A 16,044-nucleotide genomic window follows, 5' to 3' on the forward strand; every position below is an offset into this window, starting at 1 on the left:
TTATTTCAGTTTTAACTCGACATACACTGGCAAGTGATCCGAAGGGTATTTGAGATCTTTCGAGTCGCTTAGAATAGCATATTTTGTTACGAGAAAAGGATTGTTTTTTGATAAAAAAATGTAATCAATTATTTTAGTTACAGGTTCGTTGTGTTTAAAACCATTGAATGTGCCGTTGGGGCCAAAAGGTTTTTGAATGCTGATATCTCTCGAGTCATCCATTGATTTTTTGAGTTGTTTGATACGATCTTCTTTAGGCTCAGAGTTGAAATCACCCATTAAAATAACAGGATAATTTTGCGTGTTTAGTTGCTTTATTTTGGATACAATTAAAGCCAAACTTTCTGTTCTTGCTTGCTCGCCCATGTGATCAAGATGGGTGTTGAAAACCCAGAGGTGTTTTTTAGTCTCTTTGTCTTTTAAAAGTGTATAAGTACAAATGCGGTTTAGTGCAGCATCCCAACCTTTTGAAATAACATTTGGTGTTTCTGAAAGCCAAAAAGTAGCTCCTTGGAGCAACGTAAAACGATCTTTTTTAAAAAATAGAGACGATGCTTCTCCTTGCTCAATTCCATCTCTGCCCATGCTGATATTTTTATACGTTTCATGCGCTGCTGCAATATCACGAACTTGATTTGGTAGTGCCTCTTGAATACCAAAAATATCAGGATTGTAAAATTGTAATTGAGCGTTGAAGTAATCCTTTCTATTTGACCAAGCATTTACCCCATCACTAGCAATATCCAAACGGATGTTATACGTTAAGACCTTTAGACTTTGCGCCTCGCAAATTGATGTCAGACATCCTAAAATGATACAAACGATTGTGTTTTTGAGTTGCTTCATATGTTTGTTTTATGATTAATTCCCTTCTAATGAGCTTTTAGCTAAAAGTAGTTAAAAGCTCTTAATGAAGGGCTAACTAAACAAAAAAATCAAATACAAATTATTAATTACCAGTATTATAAAGCGTTTTAGCCTTTTATTTTAGAACCAAGTTTAGAACGAGTTACAATTGTTCTAGACTTAATTTTGGCTTGAAACAAAAACAGTGCTTAATTGTAGCCAGGATTTTGTTTTAATTTTGTTCCTTGTAATTCTCTTTCGGGAATTGGAAAAATTTCGTCTACGCCAGCATTAAAACCTCTGCTGCCTAATTTTGCAGTAGCATCGCCCCAGCGAACCAAGTCAAAAAAGCGGTGTCCTTCTCCTGCCAATTCCATTCTTCTTTCGTTTTTGATTGCGTCAATAGTAACAGGAATTGTTGGTAGACCAACTCTACTTCGAACTGCGTCAAGTAATGCTTGAGCTCTTGGTCCTGAGCCTAATGCTTCTGCTTCCATCAAATAAGAGTCAGCCAAACGCAAGATGTAGCTGTTTTGTTTGTAATTTAATTCGGCAGCACCACCTCCAGTTCGTACATCTTCTTTTCTGGGTAAAAATTTATTCAAAAAGTAGCCTGTGTCTTGGTATGCGCCAATATAATTTGCTTGTCCAGCTTCTTTTAAAGTTTTTAAATCATAAATCGTTGATTCAAAACGCGGGTCATTCTTTATTGCATCGTACAAATCCTGTGTGATCAGGTTGAATGCCCAGCCCGAAGGTAAATCTGCTGCTGTAGATCCTACTGTTTTAGAATAACTTCTTGGGCCAACCATTACGTTTAGTGAATTTCCTTCATCTCTTCCTGAACCCCAGAAGCCCCAATCTGAATTACCGGCGCTTGTATGCGATACTTCAATTAATGATTCTGTGTTAAACTTGTTTCCTACTACCCATAGATCACTAAATTTAGTTAGCAATTTGTTACCGTATTGATTGGTTGTTCCAGGAGTTCCGTTTACTTGTGCTAGTATTGAGGCTGCTTCTGTTTTTTTACCTTGAAATAAATAAACTTTGCCTAACATGGCTTGTGCAGCGCCTTTGTTCAATCTTCCAGACTCAGTTTCAACATTAACTCGATTTGGGAGAAGGTTAATAGCATCTAACAAATCCTTTTCAATTTGTTCATAAACGGCTTGTGGTGTCGCTTGTTCTACCGTGTACATATTTGTAGCTGTTAACGGATCGAGTAGCAAAGGAACATTTTTAAATAAGCGTACCAAATTGAAGTAGTAAATTGCTCGTAAAGCTTTTGACTCTCCTGTAAAACGAGCTTTAACTTCTTCAGGCATTGCTACACCCGGAATTTTTAAAAGTAAAGTGTTGGCTCTAAAAATTCCTTGGTAGTGGTCGTTCCAGAAACTTCCCGGAATAGTAGTAGGAGTTAAAGAATGCGATGAGAAACCTTGAATTCCAGCACCATCGGTTGGTCCTCCGCCACCTGCAAAATGATCATCAGATCCGGCATTCATCATAGCAATCATATTTTCGAAACCGCTTGAATTTTTTCTAATCGGGTCATAAACACCAACAAGTGCAGCAGTAGCTTGATCTTGATTGGCATAATAATTTTCAGATAAAAAGGAACCTTTTGGTGTAACTTCTACAAATTCTTCTGAGCATGATACCATTGAAAGTACTGCAGTTGCTACGAATAGATTTTTTAGTAAGATCGTTTTCATAATTTTTTTATGTTTTAGAATTGTACATTAGCTCCAAGCATGAATGTTCTTGCTTGCGGATAAATTCCTTTGTCGATACCAAATACACCACCTCCAATTTCTGGATCGTAACCTGTGTATTTTGTAATTGTAAATAGGTTTTCAGCATTTACATAAAATCGTAGTTTACTTGCTCCAATTTTGCTGATAGCTTTGGTTGGTAATGAGTATCCAATTTGAATCAGCTTTAATCTCAAATAATCTCCTTTTTCAAGATAAAAGTCAGACATTCTACCAAAGTTGCTGTTGCTGTCGTTGTTCGTTAAACGTGGGTAAGTATTAGATGTTCCTTCGCCTGTCCATCTGCCCAAAGCGCTTGTTTGGTAATTGGCATTTCCTACATCGAGACGGCGTAAACCTTGGAATATTTTATTTCCAGCTGCTCCTTGCGAAAAGATCATTAAGTCGAAGTTTTTATAATCAAGGTTTAAAGTCAAACCGTAGGTGTATTTTGGGATATTTGTTCCTAAAAATTGTCTGTCATCATCTCCAATAGAGCCATTACCATTTGTATCAACCCAACGGAAATCTCCCGGGCGTGCATTAGGCTGAATTAATCCACCAGAAGTATTGATGTAGGCATCAATTTCGGCTTGGTTTTGAAATATACCAGCGGTTTTAAATCCATAAAAGGAATTGTATGATTGTCCTACTTGCGTTCTGGTTACTTGTCCCATTGATTGGAATGAAGCATCTCCTCCTATAAAATCTGAGTCAGAAGCTACATAAGTCACCCTATTTTCTAGATAAGCAATGTTTCCATTTGCTGAAAAATTAAGATCTCCGAAGCTTTTTTTGTATCCAAGTTCAATCTCAATTCCTTTGTTGTCCATATCGGCTACGTTTCCTACTGGACTGGCAGTAACTCCAACATAACCAGGAATGTTAATTGGTCTTAAAATTCCTTTTGTAGATTTTTTGTACATGTCTACAGTTAAGGTAAAATCATTCAATATCTTAGATTCAAATCCGATGTTAGCTTGTGAAGTTTCTTCCCATCTCAAATCTGGGTTATCTAAAGTAAGATTTGCGTATCCTGTAGTAATTGCTCCTGTGTTTCCAAAAGAATAATTGTAACCTCCTTCAACCAATGATAGGTATCTAAAATCCGGAATGGCATCATTACCTACAATTCCGTAACCTCCACGGATTTTAAAAGTATTCACAAATTTGTTTTCTTTCCAGAATTCTTCTTTGGTTACAACCCATCCTAAATTGAATGATGGGAAAACACCAAATTTATTATTAGCTCCAAAACGACTTGATCCGTCTCTACGAATAATACCCGTGAAAAGGTATTTTTCATCATAATCATAATTTACACGTGAAAACAACGATGTTAATTTGTGCTCAGTTGCATCGTAAGTGTAGCTAGTGCGGTCTGTTTGCGGAATGTCAAAATTGAAGGAGGCATCTCTGTAATCAGAAATTGGTAATCCAAACAAAGTAGCTCCTAAACCACCACCAATATTATCAACATACGAACCTTGTCCTAATAATACAGTTAGGTTGTGTTTTGCAAATTTGTTGGTGTAAGTAACAATGTTCTCCACGTTCCAAGCAAAACTTTTGTTCTCGCTTTTACTATAATTGTTTTTTAGCACATTTGAAGTTGCGCTTAAATAAAATACGGGAGTAAAACCTTGCCCGCCCCAAGTTGATAATTTTGCTCCAAGCGTAGATCTAACTTTTATATGTTTTGAAATAGCTGCTTCTAAATAGGCATTTCCAACGATATCATCAGATGTTGAAAAACTGCCTAATCTAGTTTTTGCGTAGGCTAATGGATTAGTCATTTCTTGGCCAACCAAACTTGATATTCCGTAAGGATTACCGTTAGCATCTCTAATTACTGGATTACCAGCATATGGTGCTTGGTTCGCTTTTGTTGGATCTGTTTCAACTAATGGTGTCGTTGGGTCTAAGTTGATAGCAGAACTTAAAGGACCTCCAAATTCACTATTGGTATTTCCTATCCCTGTTGATTTTTGTCTAGAAAAACCAAGTGTTTGTCCAAAAGTAAATACGTCAGATATTTTGTGGGTAGAATTAAGTCGGAAGTTTTTCTTTGAAAAATTCGAAATCTCAGTCATAACGATCCCTTCTTGGTCCTGAATACCAAACGAAGCATAAAAGTTTGACTTTTCGCTTCCGCCACTAAGGCTTACTTCATGTGAGTAACGGAATGCTGACTTATTGAAAATTGCTTTTTGCCAATCGGTTCCCACACCTAAAGATGATGGATTAGCAAACACAGGCGAACCACCAGCTGCCGTTGATTTTTCGTTTAAAATAGTTGCGTATTGTGTAGCATTTAATAGATTTAGTGTTTTTTCAGGTGCTGAAAATCCAGAAAATCCTGTATAGCTTACTGCTATTTTACCATTTTTACCCTTCTTAGTCGTAATCAATATAACTCCTGTCGCGGCGCGAGTTCCATAAATTGCTGCTGATGCGGCATCTTTTAAGACTTCAACAGATTCAATGTCAGATTGGTTTAAAAATCCAATTCCATTTCCATCTACCACAACACCATCAACTACCCAAAGCGGATTGTTTCCTCCATCTCCAAAAGTAGTAACACCTCTTACTCGAATTGTGCTTCCAGATCCTGGCTGACCTGAACTTGCTGCAATTGTAACACCAGAAACACGGCCTTGAAGTGCTTGCTCAATTCTTCCGTTAGGTACTTTTTCTAGATCTTTCGCTTTTACACTAGATATTGCTCCAGTAACAACACTTTTCTTTTGCGTGCCGTAACCAACTACAACAACTTCCTGTAGGTTTTCAGTGGATGCTTGTAATTTAATTGAAATATTTTGTCTGCTGTTAATGGCTTGACTAGTGGTCGTATATCCAACATAGCTAAACTCAAGTGTGGCTTTAGAGTCGGCTGTAATTTGATAAAGTCCATCAAAATCAGTTGTGGTTCCTTTTGTAGTACCTTTAATAAGAATACTCACTCCTGGGATGGGCATACCAGTTTCGTCAGAGACTTTTCCTTTCACGGTTGTTTCTTGCGCTTGTGCAAAAGCTGTGAAAAGAATAGATAATAGACAAAAAATAAACACTTTTGAAAATTTCATATTTCTAAAAATTTTGGTTAATTAATTAGTAATTTGATGCAATACTAGTATAAAATTTTCTGTATTCGTTTTTTATAATCCTTACAAAAACACATCAAAGTATATTTTAATACTTTACAAAAACACATCAAAAATTTTGTAAAATATTGATTTAAAATCCATTAAAATTTATTTTGCTTTCTTATTAAGATGTTAAATAATTTAAAAACCACTACATTTATAGTAGTTACAGAAAAATTCTCTTTTTTTGTATTTGATTAATAACAAAGCTTCTATTGTAGGACATGCTCAGTGGATTTTTAGCTTATATCATTACCATCTTTTATTTTGAAAAAATGAAATTCAAAAAGTATATTGTTTTTATTGTTGTCTACTTTTCGGTGTTCAATTCTTGTATTGCTCAAGTAAAAAGCATTGGATTACCAGAAGTGAGAAATTATAAAAAATCAGATTATAAAGCCGGTACACAAAACTGGGATATAGATCAGGATGCTAATGGTAATATGTATTTTGCCAATAATAGTGGGTTGTTGCAATATGATGGTTCTTCATGGCGTAGGTATCCATTACAAAATACAGGAGCAGTAAGAGCACTGAAAATCGATTCTTCCGGGCGAATTTTTGTAGGTGGTTATGATGAATTTGGATATTACAAAGCCAATGCAAAGGGAAAATTGGATTATGTTTCATTATCTAAACTATTGCAATCTAATCGTCCTAAGTCAATTGATTTTATATGGAAAATTCATCTTTATCAAGATGAGGTTGTTTTTCAATCATTCACCAAAGTATACATTTACAAAAACGGAAAATTAAAAATACTTGAACCTATAAGTAGGTTTCAGTTTTCATTCGTAGTTAAAAATCAATTGATTTTTCAGGATAAAGAAGCTGGTTTACTTGAATATGTGAATGGAGGATTACGTCCGTTAAAGGGTACAGCGGTTTTAAATTCTACTGAAGTTTGGGGTATTTTTCCTTTGCCAAATCAGCAACTTTTGATTAGTACTTTGGACAAAGGAATGTTTGTTTATGATCAAGAGACTACCAAACCTTGGAATACGGAGGCGAATAAATTTGTGCTAAGAAATAGCGCTTTAGGTGGTGTTATAGTGGGTAAGAACAATATTGCTCTTAATTCTGTTCTTGATGGAATTATAATTTGTGATTTGAATGGCAAAATTATCCAACACATTAATTACCAACAAGGATTGCAAAATAACACTGTTCTTTCCTCATTTATCGATAACAAAAATAATTTGTGGTTAGGATTAGATAATGGTATTGCATTTATAAATGAGAATTCGCCTTTTTCATTTTTTGGTTTTAGTTATAATTTAAGTACAGTTTATGCGTCGGTAATTCACCAAGGTAATTTATATGTGGCTACCAATCAGGGGTTGTTTTACCATTCGTGGAATTCAAGTTTTAGAGATGGAAATTTTAAAATTGTTGCTGGTACAACTGGTCAAGCGTGGAATATTCAAGTAGTTGATGGACAACTTATATGCGCACACAATAGAGGAGCTCTTTTGATTTCTGGTGAAAAAGTTATTGAGGTTTTAAGTTCTAAAGGGCATTTTGGGTTTAAATCGGTTCCAAACCAACCGCAATTTATTATTGGTTCGACCTACAGCGGTTTTACTGTTTTTGAGAAAGGAACATCGGGTTTTAGTTTTAAAAATATCATTTCAGGATTCGACTTGTCAGCTAACACTTTTGAAATTGACGAACATAATTTATGGCTAAAAAAAGATAATGTTGTATACCAACTTGCGTTTACTACTGATTTGAGCCGATTCCAGAAAATAAAAGTGTATCCTAATTTTGATAAGAATAACAAAGGTATTGGTAGTGTTCAGCGTATCAACGGAGCAGTTTATTTTCAAGCGAATAATCGATTTTATCGTTTTTCTGAAAAAAAAACTTTGTTTATTGAAGATAAAAACATCTCGCAATTGTTCAAAAATTTACCTCAAATAGCTGCTTTAAGCCAAGATAAATACGATAATTTATGGTATTTTTTTAAAGAATCATTAGGTGTTTTGCGTAAGCAAAATGATGGAAGTTATAAAAATGAAACGGCTGCGTTTAGTAATTTATCTGGTAATCTCGTATCCAATTATATGTCGATAAACGTCGCAGGTTCTTCGGATATTTTAATAGGACTTACCGATGGTTTAGCCCACTACAATTCAAATATTCCTAATAATTCTTTGCAAAAACCACGCGCCTTTATTCGAAGTTTTTCGTATCCTGATGAAACTGTTTTGTTTGGTAATGGCAGCGTTGCTCCTCAAAAAGTGACAATACCATTTAGTTCTAATCGGGTAAAATTTACATTTTCATCTCCAATTTATGATAATTTAGAGAATGTAGAATTCTCCTATCAGCTTGAAGGCTTTGATGATCTGTGGAGTAATTGGTCAGGAACCTCAATTAAAGAATATACCAATTTAAGGGAGGGAACTTATACTATGAAATTAAAGGTGAGAAATAGTAACGGAATTGAATCTGAAGAGGTAACAGTTAGTTTCGAAGTTGCTCCGCCTTGGTACCGCCATTTTTTGGCTTACCTACTTTATGTGGTGCTATTGGTGGGTTGTGTTTTCTTTGTTAGAAAACGAATTCAGGTTAAAATTAGAAAGAACAAATATTATGAAACTATAGAGCAACGTAGGCTATATTTAGAACGTGAAGCTAAAATTAGACAAGAGCAATACGATTTAGAGAAAGAGATTGAGAAATTAAAAAACGATAAATTAAAGATCAAAATTTTAGCCAAGGATAAAGAGTTGGTTAATAATTCTCTACAGGTTGTAAAGAAAAATAAGATTTTGAACGGAATCATCCATAAATTAAAAGATATTAATGCGGATGCTTTTGATGAGTCAACAAAGTTTCAGTTTTCCAAATTAAACAAAAGCATTGTCAAGGAGGTAAATGCAGATAAAAGTTGGAAGGATCTTGAAAAGCACATTAAAAATGTCCATTTTGATTTCTTAAAAAGATTGAAAGAACAATATCCTACAATTAGTCCGAGGGAGTTGGATTTGTCAACCTATCTTTTAATGAATATGTCTACTAAAGAAATTGCTGAAATTATGAATATTTCTACTGGTGGAGTAGAGTTGGCCCGTTATCGACTTCGTAAAAAGTTAGGGCTAAATAAAAAAGAAAACCTTATTGGTTTTCTCATGAGTATTTAAATTAACAAAGCCCTAATTATATCATTATCATTAGGGCTTTGTTGTTATTTGATGAAGGCTGTAGTGCGTTCCAAAGCCATACCGCGAGATCCTTTTATCAATATTGAATTGTCGTTGAATGAAATATTAGCTAAATCTTTGGCAAAGTCATCAAAGCTTTCAAAAAAGAATAAATTTGATTGTACTATTTGCTGAGCTTTAAAATCAGATCCAACAAAATAACAAATGATGTTTGCTTCATTTTGTACCGATTCTATTATGAGTTTGTGTTCTTGTTTGCTTTCTTCTCCAAGCTCAAACATATCTCCTAACACTAATATTTTATTCAGGTCTTGCAGTTGAATGAAATTGGCAATAGCAACCTTCATACTGCTTGGATTGGCGTTGTACGCATCTAAGATGATTTTGTTGCTTCCTATTTGCAGCAATTGCGATCGATTGTTTTCAGGAATATAGTTTTCAAGTGCAACTTTAATATCAGTTAGTGCTACCTTAAAATAGGTTCCTATTGCAATGGCAGCATTGATATTGTTGGCATTATACAATCCAATTAATTGCGATTGTATTTCAACGTTATTGTAGTTTATTTTTGCCAGCGGCTTTGCCTCAATTGCTGAGATATTTATATCTGCTTCTTTTTTATTAACTCCAAAAGAGTAGCGTTCTATTGAATTTGTTTTTGCTATTTGAATTTCGTCTTCTAAATTTACAAATACGAGTTTAGCTGCTTTTTTAAGGTAGTCATACATTTCGCTTTTACCTTTAATGACGCCTTCAACTCCACCAAATCCTTCTAAATGTGCCTTTCCGAAATTAGTAATATATCCAAAATCAGGTTGTGCAATTTCGCACAGAAATTCAATCTCTTTTTGATGGTTGGCACCCATTTCAACGATTCCTATTTCAGTTGTTTTATTAAACGAGAGAAGTGTCAAAGGCACACCAATGTGATTGTTGAGGTTGCCCACTGTTGCTTTAGTTTTGAATTTTTTTGACAACACCACATTAATGAGTTCTTTCGTAGTTGTCTTTCCGTTGCTGCCGGTAAGTGCTACAATCGGGATGTTCAAGTACTGTCTATGAAACTTAGCTAATTCTTGTAATGCTACTAAGCTATCTGGTACAAGGATGGTTCGATGATCAAATAAATAATTTGGATTATCAATAATAACAAAGGATGCTCCTTTTAGTAATGCTTCCTCTGCAAAAGTGTTAGCGTCAAACCGTTCTCCTTTTATGGCTACAAATAAAGATTTAGGTTCAATTTTTCGAGTGTCAATTGATATTGAGCTACATTCAAGAAAAAGTTTGTGCAAATGATTAATGTCCATAGCAATAGTGTATAAAAAACAAAAGCCCTAATCAAAGGGCTTTTGTGGGTAAATGATGTTTTGATTTTAGTTTCTGGCAGATCTTTTCTTGTCTGCTTTTGGACCTACACGTGACATAGCACATCTAAACCCAATGTAGTCTGTTGCCATATCTTGAGGAAAATATCTTCTTTGAGCTGGATCTAACCAATATGCTCTATCTCTCCAAGAACCTCCTTTGTAAACTCTTGATTCATCGTTAATTAACGTTGTTCTTTTGCTAGAACTATCGTATTTTCTAACCATTTTACCTAAACTGTCTGTTGTTACATTATGTTTAGGAGAGTTATACATTTTTTTGTCTGATTTTGTTTTGTCATCATCTGACTCTGACTCTCCAAAATTGTAATAACGAGTAGACTGTTTGTCACCATCTCTGTAATTGATGTTGTTACTTTTATCAAAGTTTTGTCTTAAGTAAGTTTCTTGCTCATCAACAGGTACTTGTGCAATTTGTCCTGGGAAGTTTCTAGCGATAATTCTACCATTACTTAGCGTGTCGTATTTCATGTTCGCTTTAGTAACAATTTCAACTTTTCCGTCAGCACCAATTTTGTTTTTTGTGTACTGGTTTCCTCTAAAGTAGTTGAAGTCATTAGCTTCATTATCAACAATTGGTCTGTATACGTCTTGTACCCATTCTGCAACGTTTCCGGCCATGTCATACAATCCAAAATCGTTAGCTGGATATTTTTTTACTTCGTTAGTAATATCTGCACCATCATCAGACCATCCTGCAATTCCGCCGTAATCACCATTTCCTTGTTTAAAGTTGGCAAGCTGATCGCCTTTGCTCACTCTCTTTCCTGAACGTGTATAACCTCCAGACCAAGGATATTTCTTTTGTCCTTTGTAAATATTGTACTCTCTTTGTCCTACATCAGCAGCAGCAGCATATTCCCATTCTGCTTCAGTTGGTAAGCGGTACTCTGGTAATAAGATTCCAGAAGAACGCTGTGCATAAACATTTTTAGGTTCTGCGGCAGTTCCATTTCTACCAGCAGGTGCTCTTCTTGCTCCTTTTTTCAAAACAATAGTTTCGTCTCCTCCGTAAGCAGAAGTTGGCGTTGCCAAATAAGTTTCAGTATCAAAATTACTTTCAGCAGTTACGTCTTTGGTCTTTGCATTTTTCTTTAGGTAACCGTTTTTTTCTAACAAAGCTTCGTTTACACGCTGTGTTCTCCAGTTGCTAAATTCAACAGCCTGAATCCAATTAACACCAACTACTGGGTATTCCGCATAAGACGGATGTCTCAAGTAGTTATTAGTCATTGTTTCATTGTATCCTAATCTATTGCGCCATACCAAAGTATCTGGTGATGCTCCTTCGTAAATGTTTTTATAGTTTTCTTCAGTTGGAGGGTATACACTTTTTAACCAATCTAAGTAATCTAAGTACATGGAATTGGTAACTTCTGTTTCATCCATATAAAATGATTGCACGTGTTGCTGCGTTGGAGAATTGTTCCAATCATGCATTACGTCATCTTGTACTTTACCCATTGTAAAGGTTCCTCCTTCAACAAAAACCAATCCTGGTCCTGCATCTTGCTTCTTTTTACTAGAGCCTTTTCTACTATCCATGTTCCAACCCGTGGCTCTCGATGTATTCTTTGAGCTGGATTTTTTACTACAACTGGAAAAACCTACTAACAACATAATTGCAAGTAAAGCCTGTAAGCCCATAATTCTGTTTGCTTTCATACTCTTTTGGGGGTAATAATTTTAATGCCGCAATATAATAATTAACAATTAATTGGCATCTAACTTTTTTTAAAAAATTTATCAATCTAATTTTAACATTAAATTGTCTAATAGAACGCAAATTTATACTATTTATTATTCAGTATGGCACGAAATGATTTATTTTTACGCATTAATAATAAGGTCTGTACAATCCCGTTAAAAATCATGATGAAAAATACGCTTTTACTTCTGCTGTTCCTTGTTTCGTGCGGGTCTATCGCACAAACTAAAGGTGAAGTTGTTTTAGATTGGGTTGCAAAAAAAGAGATGTTTTATGGCGATTTCAAACGAGTAATTCCGTCCTTTTCAAATCTTGGTTTTGAGTATAATGATGCTAACAAAAGCATTATGTATACCCACCGTGTCGTTCAGCCTATTGTTTTTGATGAAGGTGTTCTGCAAATTACAGCGGTGAATTACCAGATGATGGATTTTGATGAGTTAGGAGAGTTGGATTTAAAAGCAATTCCAGACAAAGTTGTGGCTGAACTTGATATTAAAAAGTCGCGTGATCGATGGGATGCTTTTATTCATATTTCGCCAATTGTAAAAGATGGTTTGGGTTTAAAAAAAATTGTTTCGTTTTCGTATCAAATTAATTCCGCTGCTTCAAGATTGCTTACAGAAAATGCACGAAGTAATGCAATTACTAATTCAGTGCTAGCTAGTGGTAATTGGTATCGATTTTATATAGAAAAATCCGGAGCTTACAGAATTAGTCGCTCTTTTTTGCAACAGTTAGGTATTGATGTAGGTAGAGTTGATCCACGTAAAATTAAAATTTATGGTAACGGTGGTAAAATGTTGCCGCTTGCTAATTCAATTTTTTATCCAAATGATCTTGTTGAGAATGCCATTCAGGTCATAGGTGAAACGGATGGTATTTTTAATAATGAAGATTTTATTCTTTTTTATGGTGAAGGTGTTGCCAATTGGAATGACGAAAGTAGGACACATCAAAATTTATACGATAGCAAATCTTATTATTATATCAATGTTCAAGGTGCCGATGGAAAGCGAATGACTCCTCTTCCGCAGCCGTCTGCAGCGGCTACATTAAATATTAATTCATTTGACGATTACCAATTTTACGAACAAGATTTGGTAAATGTAGCTCGATTGGGCAGGCAGTGGTTTGGAGAAATTTTTGATGTGAAAGCAGAGCAAGAGTTTGATTTTTCCTTTCCTAATATTGATACCTCAAGCCCTATTAAATTAATGGTGACGGCAGCATCAGCCTCTTTTGCCACAACTAATTTCGAAATAAGTGCCAATGGCGCAGTTACTGGATCATTATCTTTTCCTGCTTTGAACGCGGCTTCGGATGTGGCTTATTTTGCTGCATCGCTTCCTGCTAACACTCAATTTACGGCGGCAGAAACGGTTAAAATAAAATTGAAATACAACAACAACGGTGTTCCGGGTTCTCGAGGTTTTTTAGATCATATTAGGTTGCAAGCCAAAAGAAAATTACAAGGTTATGGCAAACAATTTCTTTTTCAATACGAGCAAGCCGCTTCTAGTAGTGGTGTTGCTAATTATGTTGTTGCTAACGCAGCGCAGATAAGTCAAATTTGGGATGTGACAGATTTATACAACGTTACATCGCTTGCTAATTCCAATCAAAATACTATTAATTTTAAAGCAGTTCTTGGTGAGGTTCGCAAATATGTTGCAATAGATAATGCTGATTATTTAGAGCCAATGCGAGAAGCCAATGCAAAAGTTGCAAATCAGAATTTGAAAGGAACCTTATTAAAAAATGAGCAAGGTAATTTTCAGGATATTGATTACGCGATTTTTGCACCTTCATTTCTGCTTTCGCAAGCGGAGCGATTGGCAGCGTTTCATCGTACTAATTCCAATTTAAAGGTAAGGGTAATTCCGTTAGAGCAAATTTATCAGGAATTCTCATCAGGAAAACAAGATATTGCAGCTATTAGAAATTGTGTTAAATATATGTATCAAAATGCTTCTTCTCCGGACAAGCGTATCAAGTACATAAATCTTTTTGGAGATGCTTCTTACGACTATAAAAACAGAATCCCTAATAATTCAAATATTGTTCCTATCTATCACTCCTTAAATAGTAATACATCTGGAGAATCGTCATATGCCTCTGATGATTTCTACGGATTAATGGATGCTAATGAAGGGAATATTGTGTCTCGTTTTGGTGGAATAGATATTGCGGTAGGACGAATGTTAGTAAATGATAGCAAGCAAGCTGAAGAAATGGTTACCAAAGTTTTTGAATACCATGATTTGGCCTCTTACGGAAGTTGGCGAAACAATTTTGTTTTGGTTTCCGATGATTCTGACGTGCCGTCAGATGCGAACTTACAAAACAAGCAAAATAATTTAGCAAATACGATCATAACCGAAAAGCCTTTTTTTAACGTCAGTAAAATTCTGTTGGATTCTTATACACAAGAGGCCTCTGCAGGAGGTTCGCGTTATCCAAAAGCGAGAACTGATTTCTTTAATGCTTTTGAAAAAGGAGCCCTTGTATTTAATTATCTCGGTCATGGTGGCGAGGATGGATTGTCAGCAGAACGTATTTGGGAAAAATCAGATGGACAAAACTTGAGTAATCGTTACAAATATCCTTTGTTTATAACCATCACTTGTGATTTTTCGCGCTTTGATAACCCGTTTCGTCCAACTGCTGGTGAATTTACTTATTGGAATCCCAAGGGTGGTGCTATTGCAATGATCACCACAATTAGATCTATTGGTCAATTTAGTGCCGAAACTTTCAATGATACGTTTACCAAAAATCTGCTTTCCTATGGTTCTAATCAATACACAACGATTGCTGAGGCATTGCGTATTTCAAAAAATAGTAATCCCACATCGGCAACAAACGTGGTTTTTTACATTGGTGATCCTGCGTTGATGCTTGCTATTGCTAAACCAAAAATTAGACTAACTAGAGTTAATGATATTCCCGTTACAGATGTGCTTCCTGATTTTAAATCGCTTTCTAAAATAAAATTAGCTGGAGAAATTACAGATGAGAACAACAATCCGCTTACGTTCTACAACGGAGAACTTAGTACTTCTGTTTATGATAAAATGATTGCTCGCAGCACCTTTAATAATGATGGGAATAGTCCGCCAATCAATTTTAATGTTTTAGGTGAGACTATTTTTAGAGGAAACGCAAGTATTACTGCGGGGAAGTTCGAGTTTAGTTTTGTCGTACCGCGTGATATTAGAGTTCCTATTGGCGAAGGGCGTATTAGTTTTTATGCTAAAAGAGCACAAGTTTTACAAAATGAAGCGGGATTTGATACTACCATAAAGGTAGGTGGTATTAACGAAAATGCAGTGGCAGACAATATTAGTCCGAGAGTGCAGTTATATATGAACGACGAGACATTTGTATCAGGAGGAGTTACAAATGCTTCGCCCTTTTTTGTAGCTTACCTTGAAGATGAGAACGGTATTAACACAGCTAGCGGAATTGGTCATGATATAATTGCAGTTTTAGATGGAGATGTCAACAATCCTTTTATTCTCAATGATTACTATCAAGCAAATGTTGATGATTTTACAAAAGGTACGTTGCGTTTTCCACTGCGTAATTTGGAGCCTGGTTTGCATATTATAACCTTTACAGCTTGGGATGTGTATAATAATCCAGTTACGTCAGAAATCCAATTTGTTGTGGTGGGCGATGATGCAGTGAGTTTGACTAGGGTGCTAAATTATCCCAACCCTTTTGTGAGTTACACGGAGTTTTGGTTTACACACAATAGGCCGTTTGAGCCTTTAGAAGTGCAAGTGCAAGTCATGACGGTAACAGGAAAAGTGGTGTGGACCAAAAACCAAGTCGTTACTACCTCAGGGTTCTTGTCAAAAGACATTACTTGGGACGGAAAGGATGATTTTGGAGACCGATTAGGTAAGGGCGTTTATGTGTATAAGTTGACAGTAAAATCAACTTTAACCAACAAAAAATCCGAAAAATTTGAAAAACTTGTAATCCTTTAATAATATAGTATATTTGTTCCTTAAATTTTAG

The 16,044-nt window shown here is 35.4% G+C and carries 7 protein-coding genes; 2 read left to right on the plus strand and 5 right to left on the minus strand.

Annotated features, from left to right (window positions below; translation table 11 throughout):
• From G9Q29_RS12660 to G9Q29_RS12670, 3 genes are all read right to left on the minus strand, one after another.
• A complete protein-coding gene (locus G9Q29_RS12660) occupies positions 1 to 846 on the minus strand; it encodes an endonuclease/exonuclease/phosphatase family protein (RefSeq protein ID WP_166137958.1) in 846 nt (281 codons plus the stop codon).
• A gap of 209 nt (positions 847 to 1,055) precedes the next feature.
• Positions 1,056 to 2,564: a RagB/SusD family nutrient uptake outer membrane protein gene (locus G9Q29_RS12665; RefSeq protein ID WP_166137961.1), complete on the minus strand. Its 1,509-nt coding sequence runs from the start codon at positions 2,562 to 2,564 to the stop codon at positions 1,056 to 1,058.
• 14 nt (positions 2,565 to 2,578) lie between these two features.
• Positions 2,579 to 5,689, minus strand: a complete 3,111-nt coding sequence (locus G9Q29_RS12670; protein WP_166137963.1) for a SusC/RagA family TonB-linked outer membrane protein — start codon at positions 5,687 to 5,689, stop codon at positions 2,579 to 2,581.
• Between the two features lie 335 nt (positions 5,690 to 6,024).
• Between G9Q29_RS12670 and G9Q29_RS12675 the strand changes: the two genes are divergently transcribed.
• Positions 6,025 to 8,898: a triple tyrosine motif-containing protein gene (locus G9Q29_RS12675; protein ID WP_166137966.1), complete on the plus strand. Its 2,874-nt coding sequence runs from the start codon at positions 6,025 to 6,027 to the stop codon at positions 8,896 to 8,898.
• A 44-nt stretch (positions 8,899 to 8,942) separates the two neighbouring features.
• On the opposite strand, the gene G9Q29_RS12680 is transcribed toward G9Q29_RS12675, so the two are convergent.
• Together G9Q29_RS12680 and gldJ are read right to left on the minus strand one after the other, a co-directional pair.
• A complete protein-coding gene (locus tag G9Q29_RS12680; protein WP_166137969.1) occupies positions 8,943 to 10,229 on the minus strand; it encodes a UDP-N-acetylmuramoyl-tripeptide--D-alanyl-D-alanine ligase in 1,287 nt (428 codons plus the stop codon).
• A 66-nt stretch (positions 10,230 to 10,295) separates the two neighbouring features.
• Complete coding sequence (gene gldJ / locus G9Q29_RS12685) at positions 10,296 to 11,972, minus strand: gliding motility lipoprotein GldJ (RefSeq protein WP_166137972.1); 1,677 nt, start codon at positions 11,970 to 11,972, stop codon at positions 10,296 to 10,298.
• Between the two features lie 210 nt (positions 11,973 to 12,182).
• Here gldJ and porU point away from each other — a divergent pair, with 210 nt between their 5' ends.
• A complete protein-coding gene (porU, locus tag G9Q29_RS12690) occupies positions 12,183 to 16,013 on the plus strand; it encodes a type IX secretion system sortase PorU (RefSeq protein ID WP_166138316.1) in 3,831 nt (1,276 codons plus the stop codon).
• Positions 16,014 to 16,044: the final 31 nt, after the last annotated feature.

This window comes from Flavobacterium turcicum (assembly GCF_011365745.1).
Taxonomy (GTDB): domain Bacteria; phylum Bacteroidota; class Bacteroidia; order Flavobacteriales; family Flavobacteriaceae; genus Flavobacterium; species Flavobacterium turcicum.